Annotated in this window: 16 protein-coding genes; 12 read left to right on the top strand and 4 right to left on the bottom strand. The window is 68.4% G+C overall.

Annotation, left to right across the window (positions count from 1 at the left end; genetic code table 11):
• From dnaK to VGK32_19785, 5 genes are all read left to right on the top strand, one after another.
• Window positions 1-1731, top strand: a 1731-nt coding sequence (gene dnaK / locus VGK32_19805; GenBank protein HEY3384016.1) for a molecular chaperone DnaK, incomplete at its 5' end; no start/stop codon positions are given.
• 16 nt (window positions 1732-1747) lie between these two features.
• A complete protein-coding gene (locus tag VGK32_19800) occupies window positions 1748-2200 on the top strand; it encodes an Hsp20/alpha crystallin family protein (protein HEY3384015.1) in 453 nt (150 codons plus the stop codon).
• A gap of 146 nt (window positions 2201-2346) precedes the next feature.
• Window positions 2347-2604, top strand: a complete 258-nt coding sequence (locus VGK32_19795) for a DNA-directed RNA polymerase subunit omega (GenBank protein HEY3384014.1) — start codon at window positions 2347-2349, stop codon at window positions 2602-2604.
• On the top strand, window positions 2601-2852 hold the full coding sequence (locus VGK32_19790; protein ID HEY3384013.1) for a hypothetical protein: 252 nt from the start codon (window positions 2601-2603) through the stop codon (window positions 2850-2852). The genes VGK32_19795 and VGK32_19790 overlap by 4 nt, the downstream gene beginning before the upstream one ends.
• A gap of 68 nt (window positions 2853-2920) precedes the next feature.
• Entirely contained in the window at window positions 2921-3256 is a 336-nt protein-coding gene (locus VGK32_19785; protein HEY3384012.1) for a hypothetical protein, read from the top strand.
• On the opposite strand, the gene gatA is transcribed toward VGK32_19785, so the two are convergent.
• The gene (gene gatA / locus VGK32_19780) at window positions 3253-4710 is read right to left on the bottom strand and encodes an Asp-tRNA(Asn)/Glu-tRNA(Gln) amidotransferase subunit GatA (protein HEY3384011.1); all 1458 of its coding nucleotides are present in this window, start codon (window positions 4708-4710) and stop codon (window positions 3253-3255) included. The two genes, VGK32_19785 and gatA, sit on opposite strands and share 4 nt — an antisense overlap.
• Window positions 4707-5009, bottom strand: a complete 303-nt coding sequence (gatC, locus tag VGK32_19775; protein HEY3384010.1) for an Asp-tRNA(Asn)/Glu-tRNA(Gln) amidotransferase subunit GatC — start codon at window positions 5007-5009, stop codon at window positions 4707-4709. The genes gatA and gatC overlap by 4 nt, the downstream gene beginning before the upstream one ends.
• A gap of 138 nt (window positions 5010-5147) precedes the next feature.
• Here gatC and amrB point away from each other — a divergent pair, with 138 nt between their 5' ends.
• A complete protein-coding gene (amrB, locus tag VGK32_19770; protein HEY3384009.1) occupies window positions 5148-5978 on the top strand; it encodes an AmmeMemoRadiSam system protein B in 831 nt (276 codons plus the stop codon).
• A gap of 24 nt (window positions 5979-6002) precedes the next feature.
• Window positions 6003-6536, top strand: a complete 534-nt coding sequence (gene amrA / locus VGK32_19765) for an AmmeMemoRadiSam system protein A (GenBank protein HEY3384008.1) — start codon at window positions 6003-6005, stop codon at window positions 6534-6536.
• Here the strand turns inward: amrA and VGK32_19760 are convergent.
• Window positions 6469-7398 (bottom strand): deoxyribonuclease IV, encoded by a 930-nt coding sequence (locus VGK32_19760; protein HEY3384007.1) that lies wholly within the window; start codon window positions 7396-7398, stop codon window positions 6469-6471. The two genes, amrA and VGK32_19760, sit on opposite strands and share 68 nt — an antisense overlap.
• A complete protein-coding gene (locus tag VGK32_19755; protein ID HEY3384006.1) occupies window positions 7399-8472 on the bottom strand; it encodes a metal-dependent hydrolase in 1074 nt (357 codons plus the stop codon).
• 107 nt (window positions 8473-8579) lie between these two features.
• Here VGK32_19755 and VGK32_19750 point away from each other — a divergent pair, with 107 nt between their 5' ends.
• From VGK32_19750 to lpxB, 5 genes are read left to right on the top strand one after another with little or no spacing between them, the layout of a single operon-like run.
• Window positions 8580-9275 (top strand): hypothetical protein, encoded by a 696-nt coding sequence (locus tag VGK32_19750; GenBank protein ID HEY3384005.1) that lies wholly within the window; start codon window positions 8580-8582, stop codon window positions 9273-9275.
• Between the two features lie 16 nt (window positions 9276-9291).
• Window positions 9292-10335: a UDP-3-O-(3-hydroxymyristoyl)glucosamine N-acyltransferase gene (gene lpxD, locus VGK32_19745; protein HEY3384004.1), complete on the top strand. Its 1044-nt coding sequence runs from the start codon at window positions 9292-9294 to the stop codon at window positions 10333-10335.
• A gap of 7 nt (window positions 10336-10342) precedes the next feature.
• A complete protein-coding gene (locus VGK32_19740; GenBank protein HEY3384003.1) occupies window positions 10343-11713 on the top strand; it encodes a pitrilysin family protein in 1371 nt (456 codons plus the stop codon).
• Window positions 11714-11734: 21 nt separating this feature from the next.
• Window positions 11735-13243 (top strand): pitrilysin family protein, encoded by a 1509-nt coding sequence (locus VGK32_19735; protein ID HEY3384002.1) that lies wholly within the window; start codon window positions 11735-11737, stop codon window positions 13241-13243.
• The gene (lpxB, locus tag VGK32_19730; protein HEY3384001.1) at window positions 13244-14395 is read left to right on the top strand and encodes a lipid-A-disaccharide synthase; all 1152 of its coding nucleotides are present in this window, start codon (window positions 13244-13246) and stop codon (window positions 14393-14395) included.
• Window positions 14396-14487: the final 92 nt, after the last annotated feature.

Here is a 14487-nt window from a genome sequence, read left to right as displayed (position 1 = left end):
ATCGCCAAGGACGGCGAGCGCCTCGTCGGACAGGTCGCCAAGCGTCAGGCGGTGACGAACCCCGAGAACACGGTGTTCTCGATCAAGCGGTTCATGGGGCGCAAGTTCGACGAGGTGAGCGTGGAAGCGCGTCGTCTGCCGTACCGGGTCTCGCCGGCGTCGAACGGCGACGCGCGCGTGGACGTCCGTGGAAAGGCGTACTCGCCGCCGGAGATCTCCGCGATGGTCCTGCAGAAGCTGAAGCAGGCCGCCGAGGACCACCTCGGTGAGAAGGTCACCGACGCGGTCGTCACGGTGCCGGCCTACTTCAACGACGCAGCGCGGCAGGCCACCAAGGACGCGGGGCGGATTGCCGGGCTCACCGTACAGCGGATCATCAACGAGCCGACCGCAGCCGCGCTCGCCTACGGCCTCGACAAGAAGAAGGACGAGACCATCGCCGTCTACGACTTCGGCGGCGGCACGTTCGACATCTCGATTCTCGAGGTCGGCGACGGGGTCGTCGAGGTCAAATCGACCAATGGCGACACGCACCTCGGCGGCGACGACCTGGACGAGCGGCTGATCGACTGGATGGTGCAGGAGTTCAAGAAGACCGACGGCATCGATCTGTCGAAGGACCGGATGGCGCTCCAGCGGCTGAAGGAGGCGGCGGAGAAAGCCAAGATCGAACTGTCCACCGTCACCGAGACCGACATCAACCTGCCGTTCGTCACCGCGAATCAGTCGGGACCCAGGCACCTCGCCATGAAGCTGACGCGGGCGAAGTTCGAGCAGTTGATCGAAGACCTGGTTCAGCGGACGCTCGGGCCGGTCACGCAAGCGCTGGCCGACGCGGGGCTCGACGCCTCGAAGGTCGACGAAGTCGTCCTCGTGGGTGGGTCCACCCGCATTCCTCGCGTCCAGCAGGTCGTGCGCGAGCGGTTCGGCAAGGAGCCGCACAAGGGCGTGAACCCGGACGAGGTTGTGGCGGTGGGGGCGGCGATCCAGGGCGGCGTCCTCGCGGGTGAGGTGAAGGATGTCGTGCTGCTCGACGTCACGCCGCTCTCGCTCGGCGTCGAGACGCTGGGCGGCGTCATGACCACGCTCATTCCGCGGAACACCACGATTCCGACGCGGAAGAGCGAGTTGTTCTCGACAGCGACGGACAACCAGGCGAACGTCGACATCCACGTGCTGCAGGGTGAGCGCCCGTTGGCCCGTGACAACCGCACGCTCGGCCGGTTCCAGCTCGCCGGGCTTCCACCCGCGCCTCGCGGCATCCCGCAGATCGAGGTGGCGTTCGACATCGACGCCAACGGCATCGTGTCGGTGTCGGCGAAGGACCAGGCGACCGGCACGGAGCAGCGGATCCAAATCACCTCATCGAGCGGCCTGAGCAAGGACGAGGTCGATCGGCTGGTCCGCGACGCAACGGCGCACGCCGACGAGGATACGAAGCGGCGCGAGCTGATCGACGCGCGCAACCAGGCGGACGCGCTGGCGTACCAGGCGGAGAAGACGGTGAACGAGAACCGCGCGCGTCTGTCCGCTTCGGACCTGCAGCGGATTGAGAGCGCCATCAACGAGGTCAGGCAGGCCGTATCGAGCGAGGATGTGCCGCGGATCACGCGTGCCACCGATCAGTTGCAGCACGCCTCGCATTCGATGGCCCAGAACCTCCATCAGCAACCCCGGTCGGACGCTGTCGGCGCCGACGTCAGAGAGGGCGAAGTTGTCGACAGCATGTAGCAACAGGAGAATGACCATGGCTATCGTTCGATTCGACCCGTTCCGTGAACTGTCCGAGATGCAGGATCGCATGGGCCGCATGCTCGGCGGCCTCTACGGCCAACGCGGAGCCGACGATGTGATGCGGCGCGGCGCGTGGATTCCCCCGGTGGACATCTACGACAGCGGCAACCACGAACTCGTGATCAAGGCCGAACTGCCCGACATGAAGCGGGAAGACATCCAGTTGACGGTCGACGCCAACACGCTGACCATCAGCGGCGAGAAGCGGATGGACGGCGACATGAAGGAGGACAACTGCCATCGTGTCGAACGCGCTTACGGCACGTTCATGCGGTCGTTCTCGCTGCCGCCGACGGTGGACGGCGGGAAAGTGTCCGCCGACTACAAGGCAGGTGTGCTGACGGTCCGGCTGCCGATGCGCGAGGAAGCCAAGCCCCGGCAGATCCAGGTGAGCCTCAGCGAGTAGGGACGGCGGGGCCGGCGACGGGTCGTCAGGGCCCGTCGCCGGGCCTCGGTCGCGACAATTGTCTTGCACATCCTGTGCCTCTCCTTGTAACCTGACCGATTGTGGTAGAAGAGAAACCAGCAATCGACAATTCCACCGAGGATGCCGTGACCCACTCCGTCGGCCAGGCGCCTCCCATTGAAAGCCGCTTCCTCTTCGTTGATATCGCGGCACTGCGCGCGAAACAACTGCGAAGGGGCGCGCGTCCGCGTCTGGCCACCATGGCCGAGGGGATGGAACCCCCGCCCGACGGACCGCGGAAGGCCGAGCGCGTGGCCATGGAGGAAGTCCGCCAGGGACTCGTGTTCTGGGATCTGCCCAACACGAAGGCCGAGGCCGCAGAGGCCGTCGGGGAGAACGAGTGACGCTGAACGACCTCTGGACGGTGGTCTTCGGCGCGGTGCAGGGCCTCGGCGGCGTGACCGTCGCCCTGCTCGTACTGATGATTGGCTTCTGCCTCCTGTTCGATTGGACCAAGTTCCGGCCGACGCGCCACAGCAAGACGGTCAAGAGCCTGGACGAACTGGTGGGCAGCGCCATCGTCTACCTGCCGCCGGACGCACCGCGAGGGCCGGCGGATCAGTTGGCCGGCTCCACCCGGCCGGCATCCTGAAACCTTCTGCCTCAGCCCAACGTAGGATCTGGTAACGGGCACGGCGCCCGTCCACCACGGAGGCTGAGATGATCGGGTTGCTCGCACTCGGCGGCTTCGTCATGACGGCGTTCCTCCTGATCGCCGTGTTTGGCGCGGTCCTGTTCATCCTCAAAGCCGTGCTGATGCTGGTGCTGCTCCCGCTGCGGCTGGTGCTGGGCGTGGCCCTGTTTCCGCTGCGGCTGGCGGGTGGGTTGATCGGCCTGGTGCTCGTCCCCGTCCTGGGCGTGATCGGACTTCTCGTCGCCGTCATCGCGATTGTCGGCGGCCTGCTCGTGCCGCTGCTGCCGCTCGCCGCCCTGGTCTTCGTGATCTGGCTGATCGTGAAGGCCGCGAAGCGGCCGGTTGCCATGGTCCCCCGTTAGCGAGGGGAATCGGGGGCGGCCCTCCACCAATCCGTATCCCTCTCGAACGCGTCGGCCGTCCTGAGCGGCGTCGCCTCATCGAACATCCGACCAATCAACTGGAGTCCAACCGGCAGCTTCGCCTGCGTGAAACCGCACGGCATGGAGAGAGCCGGGAGACCCGCCAGCGGCGCTCCGACCGTGAAGACGTCCGCGAGGTACATCTGCAGCGGGTCGTCCAGGTGCTCGCCCAGCCGGAAGGCGGCGGTCGGCGTCGTCGGAAGCGCCACCACGTCAACCCGGTCGAACGCGCGGTCGAAATCCTGGCGGATGAGCGTCCGCACCTGCTGGGCCTTCAGGTAGTAGGCATCGTAGTAGCCGGCACTGAGCGCATACGTGCCGAGCATGATCCGCCGTTTGACTTCGGCTCCGAAGCCGAGGTCGCGGGTGCGCTCGTACATCTCCGCGAGGGTGCTGGCATCGGCGGCCCTGAAGCCGTACCGGACGCCGTCGAAGCGGGCGAGGTTCGCGCTGGCCTCCGCGGTGGCGACCAGGTAGTACACCGGGATGCCGTAGCGGGCGTGGGGCAGTGTCACGTCCACCACCTGCGCACCCCGCTCGTGCAGCACGTCGATACCCGTCTCGAATGCCCTCATGACGTCCGCGTCGACCCCCTCCCCGACGACGTCGCGGGGGATGCCCACGCACAGGCCGCGCAGATCGCCTGTCAACGATGCCGTGAAATCGGGTACGGGCCGGACCGAACAGGTGGCGTCGTACGGGTCGACTCCCGCGATCACGTTCAGCACGAGGGCGGCGTCGTGGGCGGTCCGCGCAAACGGGCCCACCTGGTCGAGCGAGGATGCGAAGGCGATGAGACCGTAGCGAGACACCCTGCCGTACGTCGGCTTCAGGCCGAGCACGCCGCAAAACGCTGCAGGCTGCCGGATGGAGCCGCCGGTGTCCGAACCGAGCGCGAGCGGCACGAGGTTCGCCGCCACCGCAACGGCCGAGCCGCCGCTCGAGCCGCCAGGCGCGCGGTCGAGCGCCCACGGATTCCGCGACGGTCCGAACGCCGAATGTTCGGTCGACGATCCCATCGCGAACTCGTCGCAGTTCGTCTTGCCGACGACCACCGCGCCCGCGGCAGTGAGACGCGCGACGACGGTGGCATCGTACGGAGGATGGAAGTGCTCGAGCATGCGCGAGCCGGCGGTGGTGCGGAGGCCACGCGTGCACAGGTTGTCCTTCACCGCGACCGGCACTCCCGCCAGGGGCACGACGCGCTCCGCGAGCGGTCGGCGGTCGAGTTCCGCGGCCCGTGCCAGTGCTCCGTCGGCGTCGAGCGTGGTGAACGCGTGCAGGCGCGCGTCGAGCCGCTCGATCCGCTCGAGGGATTCGCGGCACATCTCGGTCGCGGACATCTCGCCGCGAATGGTTGCCTCCCGCATCTCCCGGGCGGTCCAGACCGTCATGCGCCGTCTCCGAGAACACGCGGGACGCGGAACAGCCCCGCGGCGGCATCCGGGGCATTGGCGAGCGCGTCGTTGCGTGGCAGTGACGGGCGCTCGCAGTCGGCGCGTTCGAGCGATTCCTGTTCGAGCACGGATGCCGTGGGTGGGATGTCCCGGGTATCGAGGTCCGCGATCTGGCGGGCGAACTCGAGGATGCGCGTCAGTTGCCTCGCGTAGAGGATCTTCTCGTCTTCGGTCAGAGCCAGCCGTGCGAGCGCCGCGATGCGTTCGACGTCAGCCTGGGACAGCGCGTCAGCCATGACAAATGCTACCACTACCAAACAGCCAGGCGGGAAGGCAGCGCGGCAGCGAGGCGGGGAGGCGGGAAGGCAGCAAGGCGGGAAGGCGCGAGGGGAGCAGTGGATTTCGCCGCGAGGTGGGGCTAGGATGCTCGTACCATGGCTGCACGAGCTCTCCGACGGGCCGCCGTCGCCGGATCCTGGTACCCGGGGTCGGCCGCCGCGTTGACGTGGGAAGTGGACCGCTACCTGGCCGCCGTGACCGAGGTGTTGCCATCCGCGAGCGTGCAGGCGATCCTGGTGCCTCACGCCGGGTTGGTGTACTCAGGCCCGGTCGCCGCCTGGGCCTATCGCTCGGTCGAGGGAGGGGAGTTCGACGCGGCGGTGATCATCGGGCCGTCGCACCACGTGGGCTTCGATGGCGTGGCCGTCTACCCCAGCGGGGCCTTCGACACCCCGCTCGGTCCGGCTGAGATCGCGGCCGACCTCGCGACGGCGATCCAGCACGCGAGCCCGGTCGTCCACGCCGATGCCGCCTCTCACGCCCGCGAGCACTCGCTCGAGATGCAGTTGCCCTTCCTGCGGCGCGTTCTTCCGTCAACACCGATCGTGCCGTTGATGATGGGGTACCAGACGGCGGCGACGATTGACGGGCTCGCGGAGGCGCTGGCACGCGCACTGGAACGACGGCGGGTGCTCCTCGTGGCCAGCAGCGATCTCTCGCACTACCTGGATGCCGGTGCGGCCGAGGTCGCCGACCGCCTCGTGCTGGACGCCGTCGCGCGCTTCGATGCCGACGGCCTTGCCGCCCTGCTCCACGCGAGACCGGATCACGCGTGCGGCGGCGGTCCCATCCTGTCGGTCATGCGCGCCGCGCGCGCGCTCGGTGCCCGCGCCGCGCGCGTCCTGCGCTACGCCGACTCGGGGGATGTCTCCGGCGACAAGAGTGCGGTGGTGGGGTACATGGCCGCGGCCCTTGGCACCTTCTAGTCAAGTCCAGGCGACGGAGGCGATATGTTGAGCTCGGAGGAGCGGAAGGCGTTGTTGCGGTTCGCGCGCGAGACCATTGGGGCGCGCCTCACCGGGTCGGCGCCGCCCGCCGCGCTCGCGCTCGCCGAGCCCCACCGGCACGCAGGGGCGTTCGTCACGCTGCACGCGGACGGCGAACTGCGCGGGTGCATCGGGTATCCGGGATCGGAGAAGCGCCTGGACGAGGTCGTTGGCCACTGCGCGGTCGCCGCCGCCACCGAAGACCCGCGCTTTCCGCAGCTCGGCGCCGACGAGATGGAGAACCTGACGCTGGAGATCTCGGTCCTGACCCCGATCGTGCCCGTGACGGACGTGTCGGAGATCGAGGTCGGGCGGGACGGCCTGGTCATTGAGGAAGGATTCCGCCGAGGCCTGCTCCTGCCGCAGGTTGCCACCGAGCACCGCTGGAACCGCGACACGTTCCTGGCGCACACGTGTCTGAAGGCCGGACTCAGGCCCGATGCGTGGAAGTCCGGTGCGCGCGTTTCGCGCTTCCAGGCCGAGGTGTTCTCGGAATGAGGGCGCGCAGCGTCTTCAGGTTCGCGACGTCCAGCGGATCGAGTTCGACGCTCGTCGCCCGCCGCCCCTCCGTCTTCGGCGTCTCCAGCAGCATTGGCAGGTCGTCGAACCGCTGATCACCGAGCAGCCGCCGGAACGCGTCGAGTCCGATGAGCCCGTGCCCGATGTGGTCGTGGCGGTCGACGCGGCTTCCCAGCGGTTTCTTCGAATCGTTCACGTGGATCGCCCGCAGTCGATCGAGGCCCACGAGGCGCTCGAAGCCCTCGAACGTGCTCGCGTACCCACGCGCCGTCGACAGATCGTAGCCGGCCGCGAACAGATGGCACGTGTCGAGGCAGACGCCGACGCGCGGATGTCCGTCCACCTGCTCGAGCATCGCGGCCAGCTGTTCGAATCGCCAGCCGACCGATGTGCCCTGCCCCGCCGTATGTTCGAGCAGCACCATCGTCCGGCCATCTGGACGGGCGCGCAGCACCTCGCCAACGGCCTGCGCCACCAGGCGCACGGCCCCCGCTTCGGGTCCACCCGTGGCGCATCCTGGATGGACGACCACGCCCATGAGGCCGAGGACGTCGGCACGATCCAACTCCTCGCCGAGCGACGCGATCGAGCGGTCGCGCAACCGGGGATCGGACGTGGCGAGATTGATCAGGTAGCTGGCGTGTGCCACGACGGGAGCGATGCCGGACACGGCCACACGCAGTCGGAAGGCGGCGATCTCGTCGGGCGGGAGCGGCCGCGCGCGCCATTGGCTGGACGACTTCGAGAAGATCTGCAGCGCGTCACAGCCGTGCAGGCGGGCGCGATCCACGGCGAGCGGCAGGCCACCGGCGATCGACATGTGCGAACCGAGCCGCGGCATCTATCCTGGCCCCAATCCCTGGCCGACCATGGCCCCGGCAGGCGACAGGCGGACCCAGACGCCGAATGGGCTCGTGTGACGCCGGCCGTCACCCGGCAATGCGGGCCTCTCCCCAAAACGGATGTCGTACCAATGGACCGTGGCGTCGCCGTTCCGATGACGGATGACTTCTGCCGCTGGAAAGCGGGCGAAATCGAGGAATACCCGCGCGAGCGGGGCCGTGGCCGCCGCATGGACCATCGGCGTCGATTCATCCGGGAACCAGATCGAGTCGGGATCGTCCGTGGGCATCACGCCGCCCCCGCCGTGCCGTGTTCGCCCGGCGAGCAGATTCACCTCGCTCACGACGTACCTGCCCGGGGCGCGCGTGATGAGCCGCCAGCGGAACGGAGAGAACGGCGTGGGAAGCGCGGCGGGGAGTGCCGATGGCTGCGCGCGATTCAGGTAGCTGAACACCGTTCGGGGAAGACCGTTCGACGCGACTGCGCCGAACGCCGCGTTCTGCCGGGCCTGCGCCTCCTGGAGCGCGGCGACATGGAGCGCGGCGCGGAACGCGTAGTGGCCGGCCGCGAGCAGCAGCACCACGGCCGCAATGCGGGCGCGAGCCTGGGGTCGCACGTAGGATGCCACCAGACCCGAGCCGAGGATGAGCAGCAGGAAGATGTCGAAGATCGGGAGCCAATCGACGCCAAACCACGCGTTCACGAACGGACTGAAGATCCGCGTGCCGTAGGACGTGCAGAAATCCATTGCAATGTGCCCCAGCACGCCAATCGCCGCGATGCCGGTCAGCGACAGGAACGACGCCGTATCGTCGCGCGGCTGGCCGCGCCACCGCTGCACGCCCCACACGACAGCAGCCGTCGCGACAGCCAGCGCGAGCCCGAGGAGTCCGTGCGTCGGACCGCGGTGAGCGGCGAGATAGGCCACGCGCCCACCCGTCACCGTTGTGAGGATCTCGATGTCCGGGATGTTGGAGGCGATGACCAGCGTCGCGACGCTGCCGCGCCCCGTCCGCCGGAGCCCGGCGTTCGCCAGCGTCAGCGCGAACAGCGAGTGGGTGATGTTGTCCACGTCGTCTTCATGATAGCGCGGGCAGGGACGCCCGCCTGCACGAACGAGACGCCTGTGCCACTCGGCTCCGGTCCAGCGCCCGGCCGGGAGATGGTATCGTACCAATCATGGACGTCTACCTGGTTCCTGTCGGCCGCGCGCGGTACGAGCTGTACTGCGAGTCTGCCAACGAACCAGTGGCGCCGACGCTCGCTCAGCCGTCCGGTGTCTGGCGGCGCCTGCTCGACACGTTCAGGTCGGTCGTGGAAGCGGTGGAGCGCGAGCACGACCACCGGACGCGCGGCGACGATCCGGCGCCGCCCCCCGAGGGTTGGACGGGGCGGATGCGGGTCCGAGTGATCGGCTGGGTCGCCGAGAAGATTGCCGAACAGCGGCTGCTGTGGCGGCTGCAGGGCCGCGAGTCGGTCCGCGCGTTCTTTCCGACCTCGATCGAGGAAGGGCGGGCGCACGCCCTGATTCACCTGAATCTCCGCAGCGACGCCGATCGGCATCGATGGTGGCTGGGCGTCGATACGATCGCCCTCCTGTTCTCGCTCCTGCTGACGCCACTGCCGGGTCCGAACCTGCCAGGCTACTACTTCACGTTCCGCGTCGTGGGCCACTTCCTCGCGTGGAGAGGTGCCCACCATGGTCTGCGGGCGGTCGCGTGGAAACTGGAACCGAGTTCGCTGCTCGCCGGGCTGTGCGCGACTGAGGGCCTCCCGCCGGCCGATCGCGCCGAGCGCGTGCAGGCGATCGCCCGCGAACTGGGCTTGTCGAAACTGGCCCGATTCGTCGAGCGGACCACCGTCGATCCGGCGTGATATACTCGCCCGCACCTTGAAACTCAGCGACCTTGCGGAGCGCCTCGGATGCCGTCTCGATGGGGATGGCGAGACGGTTGTCGAGCGGCTGGCCCCCATTGAACAGGCCGGGCCGGGCGACCTGACCTTCCTCACGAACGTGCGCTACGCGGCAGCGCTCGCCTCGACGCGCGCCTCGGCGGTGATCCTCGCCGAGAACGCGCCGGCTGCGCCCTGTGCGACGCTGCGGTCGCCGAATCCCTACCTAACGTTCGCGCGCGCTGTCGGGGTCTTCACGCCCGAGGTGGTGCCGCCGCCCGGAGTGCACGAGCGGGCCGTCCTCGCGCGGACCGTCCGACTGGGCGAACGCGTGTCGATTGCGGCGTTCGTCTCCATCGACGACGACGTGTCGATCGGGAACGGTGTGGTGATTGGCCCGCACGTGGCGATTGGGCGGGGTGTGACGATCGGCGACGGCTGTCGCATTCACTCGCGGGTCACGGTCCGCGAAGGGTGCCGCATCGGCCGTCGCGTGGTCGTCCAGGATGGTGCGGTCATCGGCAGCGACGGCTTCGGGTTCGCCAAGCGTGAGGACGGGACGTACGAGAAGATCCCTCAGCCCGGCCGCGTCGTGATCGAAGACGACGTCGAGATCGGCGCGAACACGACGATCGATCGGCCGGCGATCGGGGAGACCCGCATCGGGGCCGGCGCGAAGATCGACAATCTCGTGCAGGTCGCGCACGGCGTCCACGTGGGCCGCAACACGCTGCTCTGTGCCCAGGTCGGCATCGCCGGCAGCGCGAGCATCGGCAACGACGTGGTCCTGGCCGGCCAGGTGGGCGTCGCCGGCCACCTCGAGATTGGCGACCGCGTGACCGCCACCGCGCAGACCGGTATCCCGAACTCGGTCGAGCCCGGCACGCTCGTGTCCGGATATCCGGCGATCCCCAACCGCGACTGGCTCAAGGCCTCCGCGGTCTTCCGGCGACTGCCCGAGCTCAAGAGGGCCCTTGCCGACATCGAGTCCCGCCTCGCCGCGCTCGAGCAGAAACAGGGGCGCCCGCCCGATATGCCATAATCGCGCTATGTCCGCTGCCGGTCGCGGCCTTGTCGCCGCTTGCGCGGCTTGGCTGCTCCTTGCGCCTGCCGTCGGAGCGTCGGCGGCGGTCCGCCCGCCGAAGCTGAACTACGAAGTGGTCAGGCTGTCGAACGGGCTGACCGTCGTGCTGCTCGAGGACCACTCGACGCCGATCGTGCACGGCCAGATCTGGTATCACGTCGGGTCGAAGGACGAACGGCCAGGGCGCACCGGCTTCGCCCATCTGTTCGAACACCTGATGTTCAAGGGGTCGAAGAACGTCCAACCCGACCAGCACTCGTCGATGGTGTCGGGCGTCGGCGGACAGAGCAACGCCTACACGACGGAAGACGCGACGGTCTTCTGGGAGACGGTTCCGTCGCAGTACCTGCCGCTCATCCTGTGGCTCGAAGCCGACCGCATGGCATCGCTGCGCATCGACCGGGAGACGTTCGGGCGCGAACGGCGGGTCGTCGAGGAAGAACGCCGGATGCGGATCGACAACCAGCCCTACGGCGGCCTTTCCGAGGTCGTCTACGATCAGACGTTCTCGGTGCACCCCTACAAGCACACCACGATCGGCAGCATGAAGGACCTCGATGCCGCATCGGTCGAGGATGTTCGCGATTTCTATCGGACCTACTATGTCCCCGGCAACGCCACGCTGGCGCTGGTCGGCGACTTCGACGCCGGCCAGGCGATCGGGCTGGTGAAGCGGTACTTCGAGCCGGTGCCGGTATCGGATCGCGCGATCCCGCGCGACCTGCCGAGGGAACCGGAACAGAAGCTGGAGCGCCGCGTGACGCTCCAGGAAGGGTGGCCGCTGCCGGTCGTCGTCGTGGCCTACCACGTGACGTACGACGGCCACCCGGACTCGTATCCGCTGCACATCGTGTCGAAGCTGCTGTCCGACGGCCAGAGTTCGCGCATCTACCGGGCGCTCGTCTACGAGAAGGGGTGCGCGCTCACCGCGTTCGGCGGCGGGAACATCATGGAGGATCCGAACCTGTTCTTCGCCGTGGCGATCGTGCAGCCCGGGCACACGCCTGCCGAGGTCGAGCAGGCCCTCATCACCGAATTGGACCGGTTGCGCACCGAACCGGTGACCGAGCACGAACTGCAGCGCGCGAAGAACCAGTTCGCGCGCGACTACGTCGTGGGGCGCGAGTCCAACCAGCAGAAGGCGCTGCAACTGGCGCACGCCATCGTCATCCACCACGGGGACGTGGCGACGGCCGACGGTGAGTTCGACATCTTCATGAAGACCACGACCGGCGATGTGCAGCGAGTGGCCCGGACGTACTTCACGCCGCAGAACCGGACGGTGCTCACGATCCTGCCGGGTCAGCCGGCCGGGACTCTGTCCGTGTCGCGGTAGGTCGTGGGCAAGAAGCGAGGCATGAGCACCCACAAGGTTCGAGCCGCCCTGGTCGCCGCGTCGTGCGCGTGCCTGTGGCCGTCGATGCTGGCGGCGCAGGCCGCGAAGTGGCCGTCCAGCAGCCCGCCGCGGCCGCTGGCCGCGCGCGACGTCAGGTTCCCACCCTACGAGTTCCGGACGCTTCCCAACGGTCTGCAGGTCGTGGTCGTCGTCCACAACGAACAGCCGGCCGTCAGCCTGCGCCTGCTCGTGCGGGCTGGTGGCGCGCAGGACCCGCCGGGCAGGCTGGGCACGGCCTCGATGGCCGCGACGCTCGTCGACCAGGGAACGACGACGCGGAACGCACAGCAGGTGGCCGACGCGATCGACTCGGTGGGCGGAGAACTCGGGACCGGCGCCGGGCGCGACCTGTCGGTCGTTCACGCCGTCGTGATGAAGGACAGCCTCTCGCTGGCGATGGAGCTGCTTTCCGATGTCGTGCGCAACCCCGCGTTCGCGCCGCAGGAACTCGAGCGCCAGCGGCAGCAGACGGCCTCCGCGCTGCAGGTGAGGTACCAGGATCCGGAGTACGTCGCCAACGCCGTGTTCGATCGGCTCGTCTTCGGCTTCCATCCGTACGGCTTCCCGGGGAGCGGCACACCGGAGTCACTGGCGAGGATCACGCGCGACGATCTCATCGCCTTTCACCACAGGTACTACGCGCCGAACAACTGCATCCTCGCGGTCGTCGGAGACCTGACCGTGGACGAGGGGATGGCCGCGGTGGCCAAGGCGTTCGGCGACTGGCCTCGGGCCGACGTGCCGGACATCCTGCCGGCCGACCCGCCGGAACCGACCCGGCGCGTCGTCGTGATCGACAAACCCGACGCCGTGCAGACCGAAATTCGCATGGGACAGATCGGGATTCCGCGCAGGACCGGCGACTACATGGCGGTGGATCTCGCGCTCAAGATCCTCGGGGGGGACGGGGCGAATCGGCTGCACCGGGTGCTCCGCACCGAGCGCGGGCTGACCTACGGCGCGTCCGCCGATGCCGAGACGCTGAAGCGGAGCGGCGAGTTCATGGCGCAGACGAACACGCGATCCGAGACCACCGGGGAGGTGTTGCGCCTGATGGTCGACGAGTTCTCGACGCTCCGGCGCGAGCGCGTCGGCGAGCAGGAGTTGGCCGACGCGAAGGCGTATCTGACCGGGGCCTTTCCGCTGACCATCGAGACGCCGGACGAGATCGCCACCCACATCCTGAACGTCCTCTTCTACGATCTCCCGATCGAGGAACTGCAGACGTATCGACAGCGCGTGAATGCCGTGTCGGTGGACGACATCGCCCGGGCCACGTTGAAGTACCTGAAGCCGGATCGACTCTCGATCGTGCTGGTCGGCAACGCCTCGGTCTTTCTCGACCAGCTCAGGCGTGTCGGGTTTTCGAAAGTGGAAGTGGTCCGGCTCGCGGACCTGGACTTGACGACGGCCGACTTCAAGAAGAAGGATCTGGCGCCACCGATGACCTCCGTTTCCAGGCCGAAGTAGATGCCGACCCGCTCCGACGCACCGACTGTGCTCATCTCGTGCGGAGAACCGTCCGGCGACTTGTACGCGGGGGCGCTGACCTCGGCACTGCGGGCGCTCAATCCCGGCGTCCGCGTCGTCGGCTTTGGCGGTGAGTGCCTGCGTGCGGCTGGCGCGGAGCTGGTCGGGGACTATCACGGACTGACCGTGACGGGACTGGTCGAAGCCATCCGCGTGCTGCCCCGATCGTGGGCGATGTACCGACGCCTCGTGCGGACAGCCCGCGACGAACGCCCCGATGCGCTCGTCGCCATCGACTTCCCTGATTTCAACTTCCGGCTGGCGGCCGCGATCCGAGACCTCGGCATTCCAATCGTCTACTACATCCCGCCGCAGTTGTGGGCGTGGCGCAGCGGGCGAATGAAGACGCTGCGGCGAATTGCCGACCGCATCCTGGTGATCTTTCCGTTCGAACCCGAGATCTACCGCAAGGCTGGAACGCCGGCGACATTCGTCGGCCACCCGCTCGTCGACCTGGCGCGCGCGACAACGGACCGCCGCGCGTTCCTCGAGGCCCACCACCTGCTTCCCGATGCGCCAGTGGTAGCCCTGCTTCCCGGAAGCCGGCCGAACGAGGTCCGCGAGATCCTCGGCACGCTGGTCGAGTCATTGCCCCTGATCGCCGCGCGCGTGCCGCACGCGCAGTTCGTCCTCGCGCGCGCACCGGGGCTGCCGAACGACCTGTTCTCGACCTTGTCGGCCAGCGCGTGGCCGGTGGCGGTGGTCGAGGCAGGGACAGACGACGTGCTGGCTGCCTCCGATGTGGCGATCACGGCCTCGGGTACGGCCACCGTCCAGGCGGCCATCCACGAATGTCCGATGGTGGTGGTCTATCGGGTGGCGCCGCTCTCGTACGCCATCGGCAGGCGGCTCGTGCACGTGGACACGTTCGCGATGGTGAACCTGGTGGCGGGCGAGCGGGTCGCGCCCGAGTTGATCCAGGACGGCTTCACGGCCGAGGCCGTCGCGGCCGAGACGGTCCGGCTGCTGACGGATCGCGCGCTGCGCGAGCGCACGGTCGCCAGCCTCCGGGAAGTGAAGGAGAGACTCGGCGGCTCGGGCGCCACGCGACGCGCCGCGGAAATCGTGCTCGAGACCGCCCGGCGGCGGTAGCCACCGAGAGGCCGGCACGCAGGATGTCCGACACAGACCACGCCGAGACACGCCCAGGACCGTCCCTCTGCGAGCTCTGTGGGCTCTGTGTT

It is taken from the genome of Vicinamibacterales bacterium (genome assembly GCA_036504215.1).
Taxonomy (GTDB): Bacteria; Acidobacteriota; Vicinamibacteria; order Vicinamibacterales; family Fen-181; genus FEN-299.
Note: the sequence above shows the minus strand (reverse complement) of the source record. Positions and strands in the feature narration are given on the sequence as shown.

Bases quoted from the DNA above. Each gene is read 5' to 3' on its own strand.
- VGK32_19800 (HEY3384015.1), top strand. From the start codon at position 1,748: ATGGCTATCGTTCGATTCGACCCGTTCCGTGAACTGTCCGAGATGCAG.
- VGK32_19785 (HEY3384012.1), top strand. From the start codon at position 2,921: ATGATCGGGTTGCTCGCACTCGGCGGCTTCGTCATGACGGCGTTCCTC.
- gatA (HEY3384011.1), bottom strand. From the start codon at position 4,710: ATGACGGTCTGGACCGCCCGGGAGATGCGGGAGGCAACCATTCGCGGC.
- gatC (HEY3384010.1), bottom strand. From the start codon at position 5,009: ATGGCTGACGCGCTGTCCCAGGCTGACGTCGAACGCATCGCGGCGCTC.
- amrB (HEY3384009.1), top strand. From the start codon at position 5,148: ATGGCTGCACGAGCTCTCCGACGGGCCGCCGTCGCCGGATCCTGGTAC.
- amrA (HEY3384008.1), top strand. From the start codon at position 6,003: ATGTTGAGCTCGGAGGAGCGGAAGGCGTTGTTGCGGTTCGCGCGCGAG.
- VGK32_19760 (HEY3384007.1), bottom strand. From the start codon at position 7,398: ATGCCGCGGCTCGGTTCGCACATGTCGATCGCCGGTGGCCTGCCGCTC.
- VGK32_19750 (HEY3384005.1), top strand. From the start codon at position 8,580: ATGGACGTCTACCTGGTTCCTGTCGGCCGCGCGCGGTACGAGCTGTAC.
- VGK32_19740 (HEY3384003.1), top strand. From the start codon at position 10,343: ATGTCCGCTGCCGGTCGCGGCCTTGTCGCCGCTTGCGCGGCTTGGCTG.
- VGK32_19735 (HEY3384002.1), top strand. From the start codon at position 11,735: ATGAGCACCCACAAGGTTCGAGCCGCCCTGGTCGCCGCGTCGTGCGCG.
- lpxB (HEY3384001.1), top strand. From the start codon at position 13,244: ATGCCGACCCGCTCCGACGCACCGACTGTGCTCATCTCGTGCGGAGAA.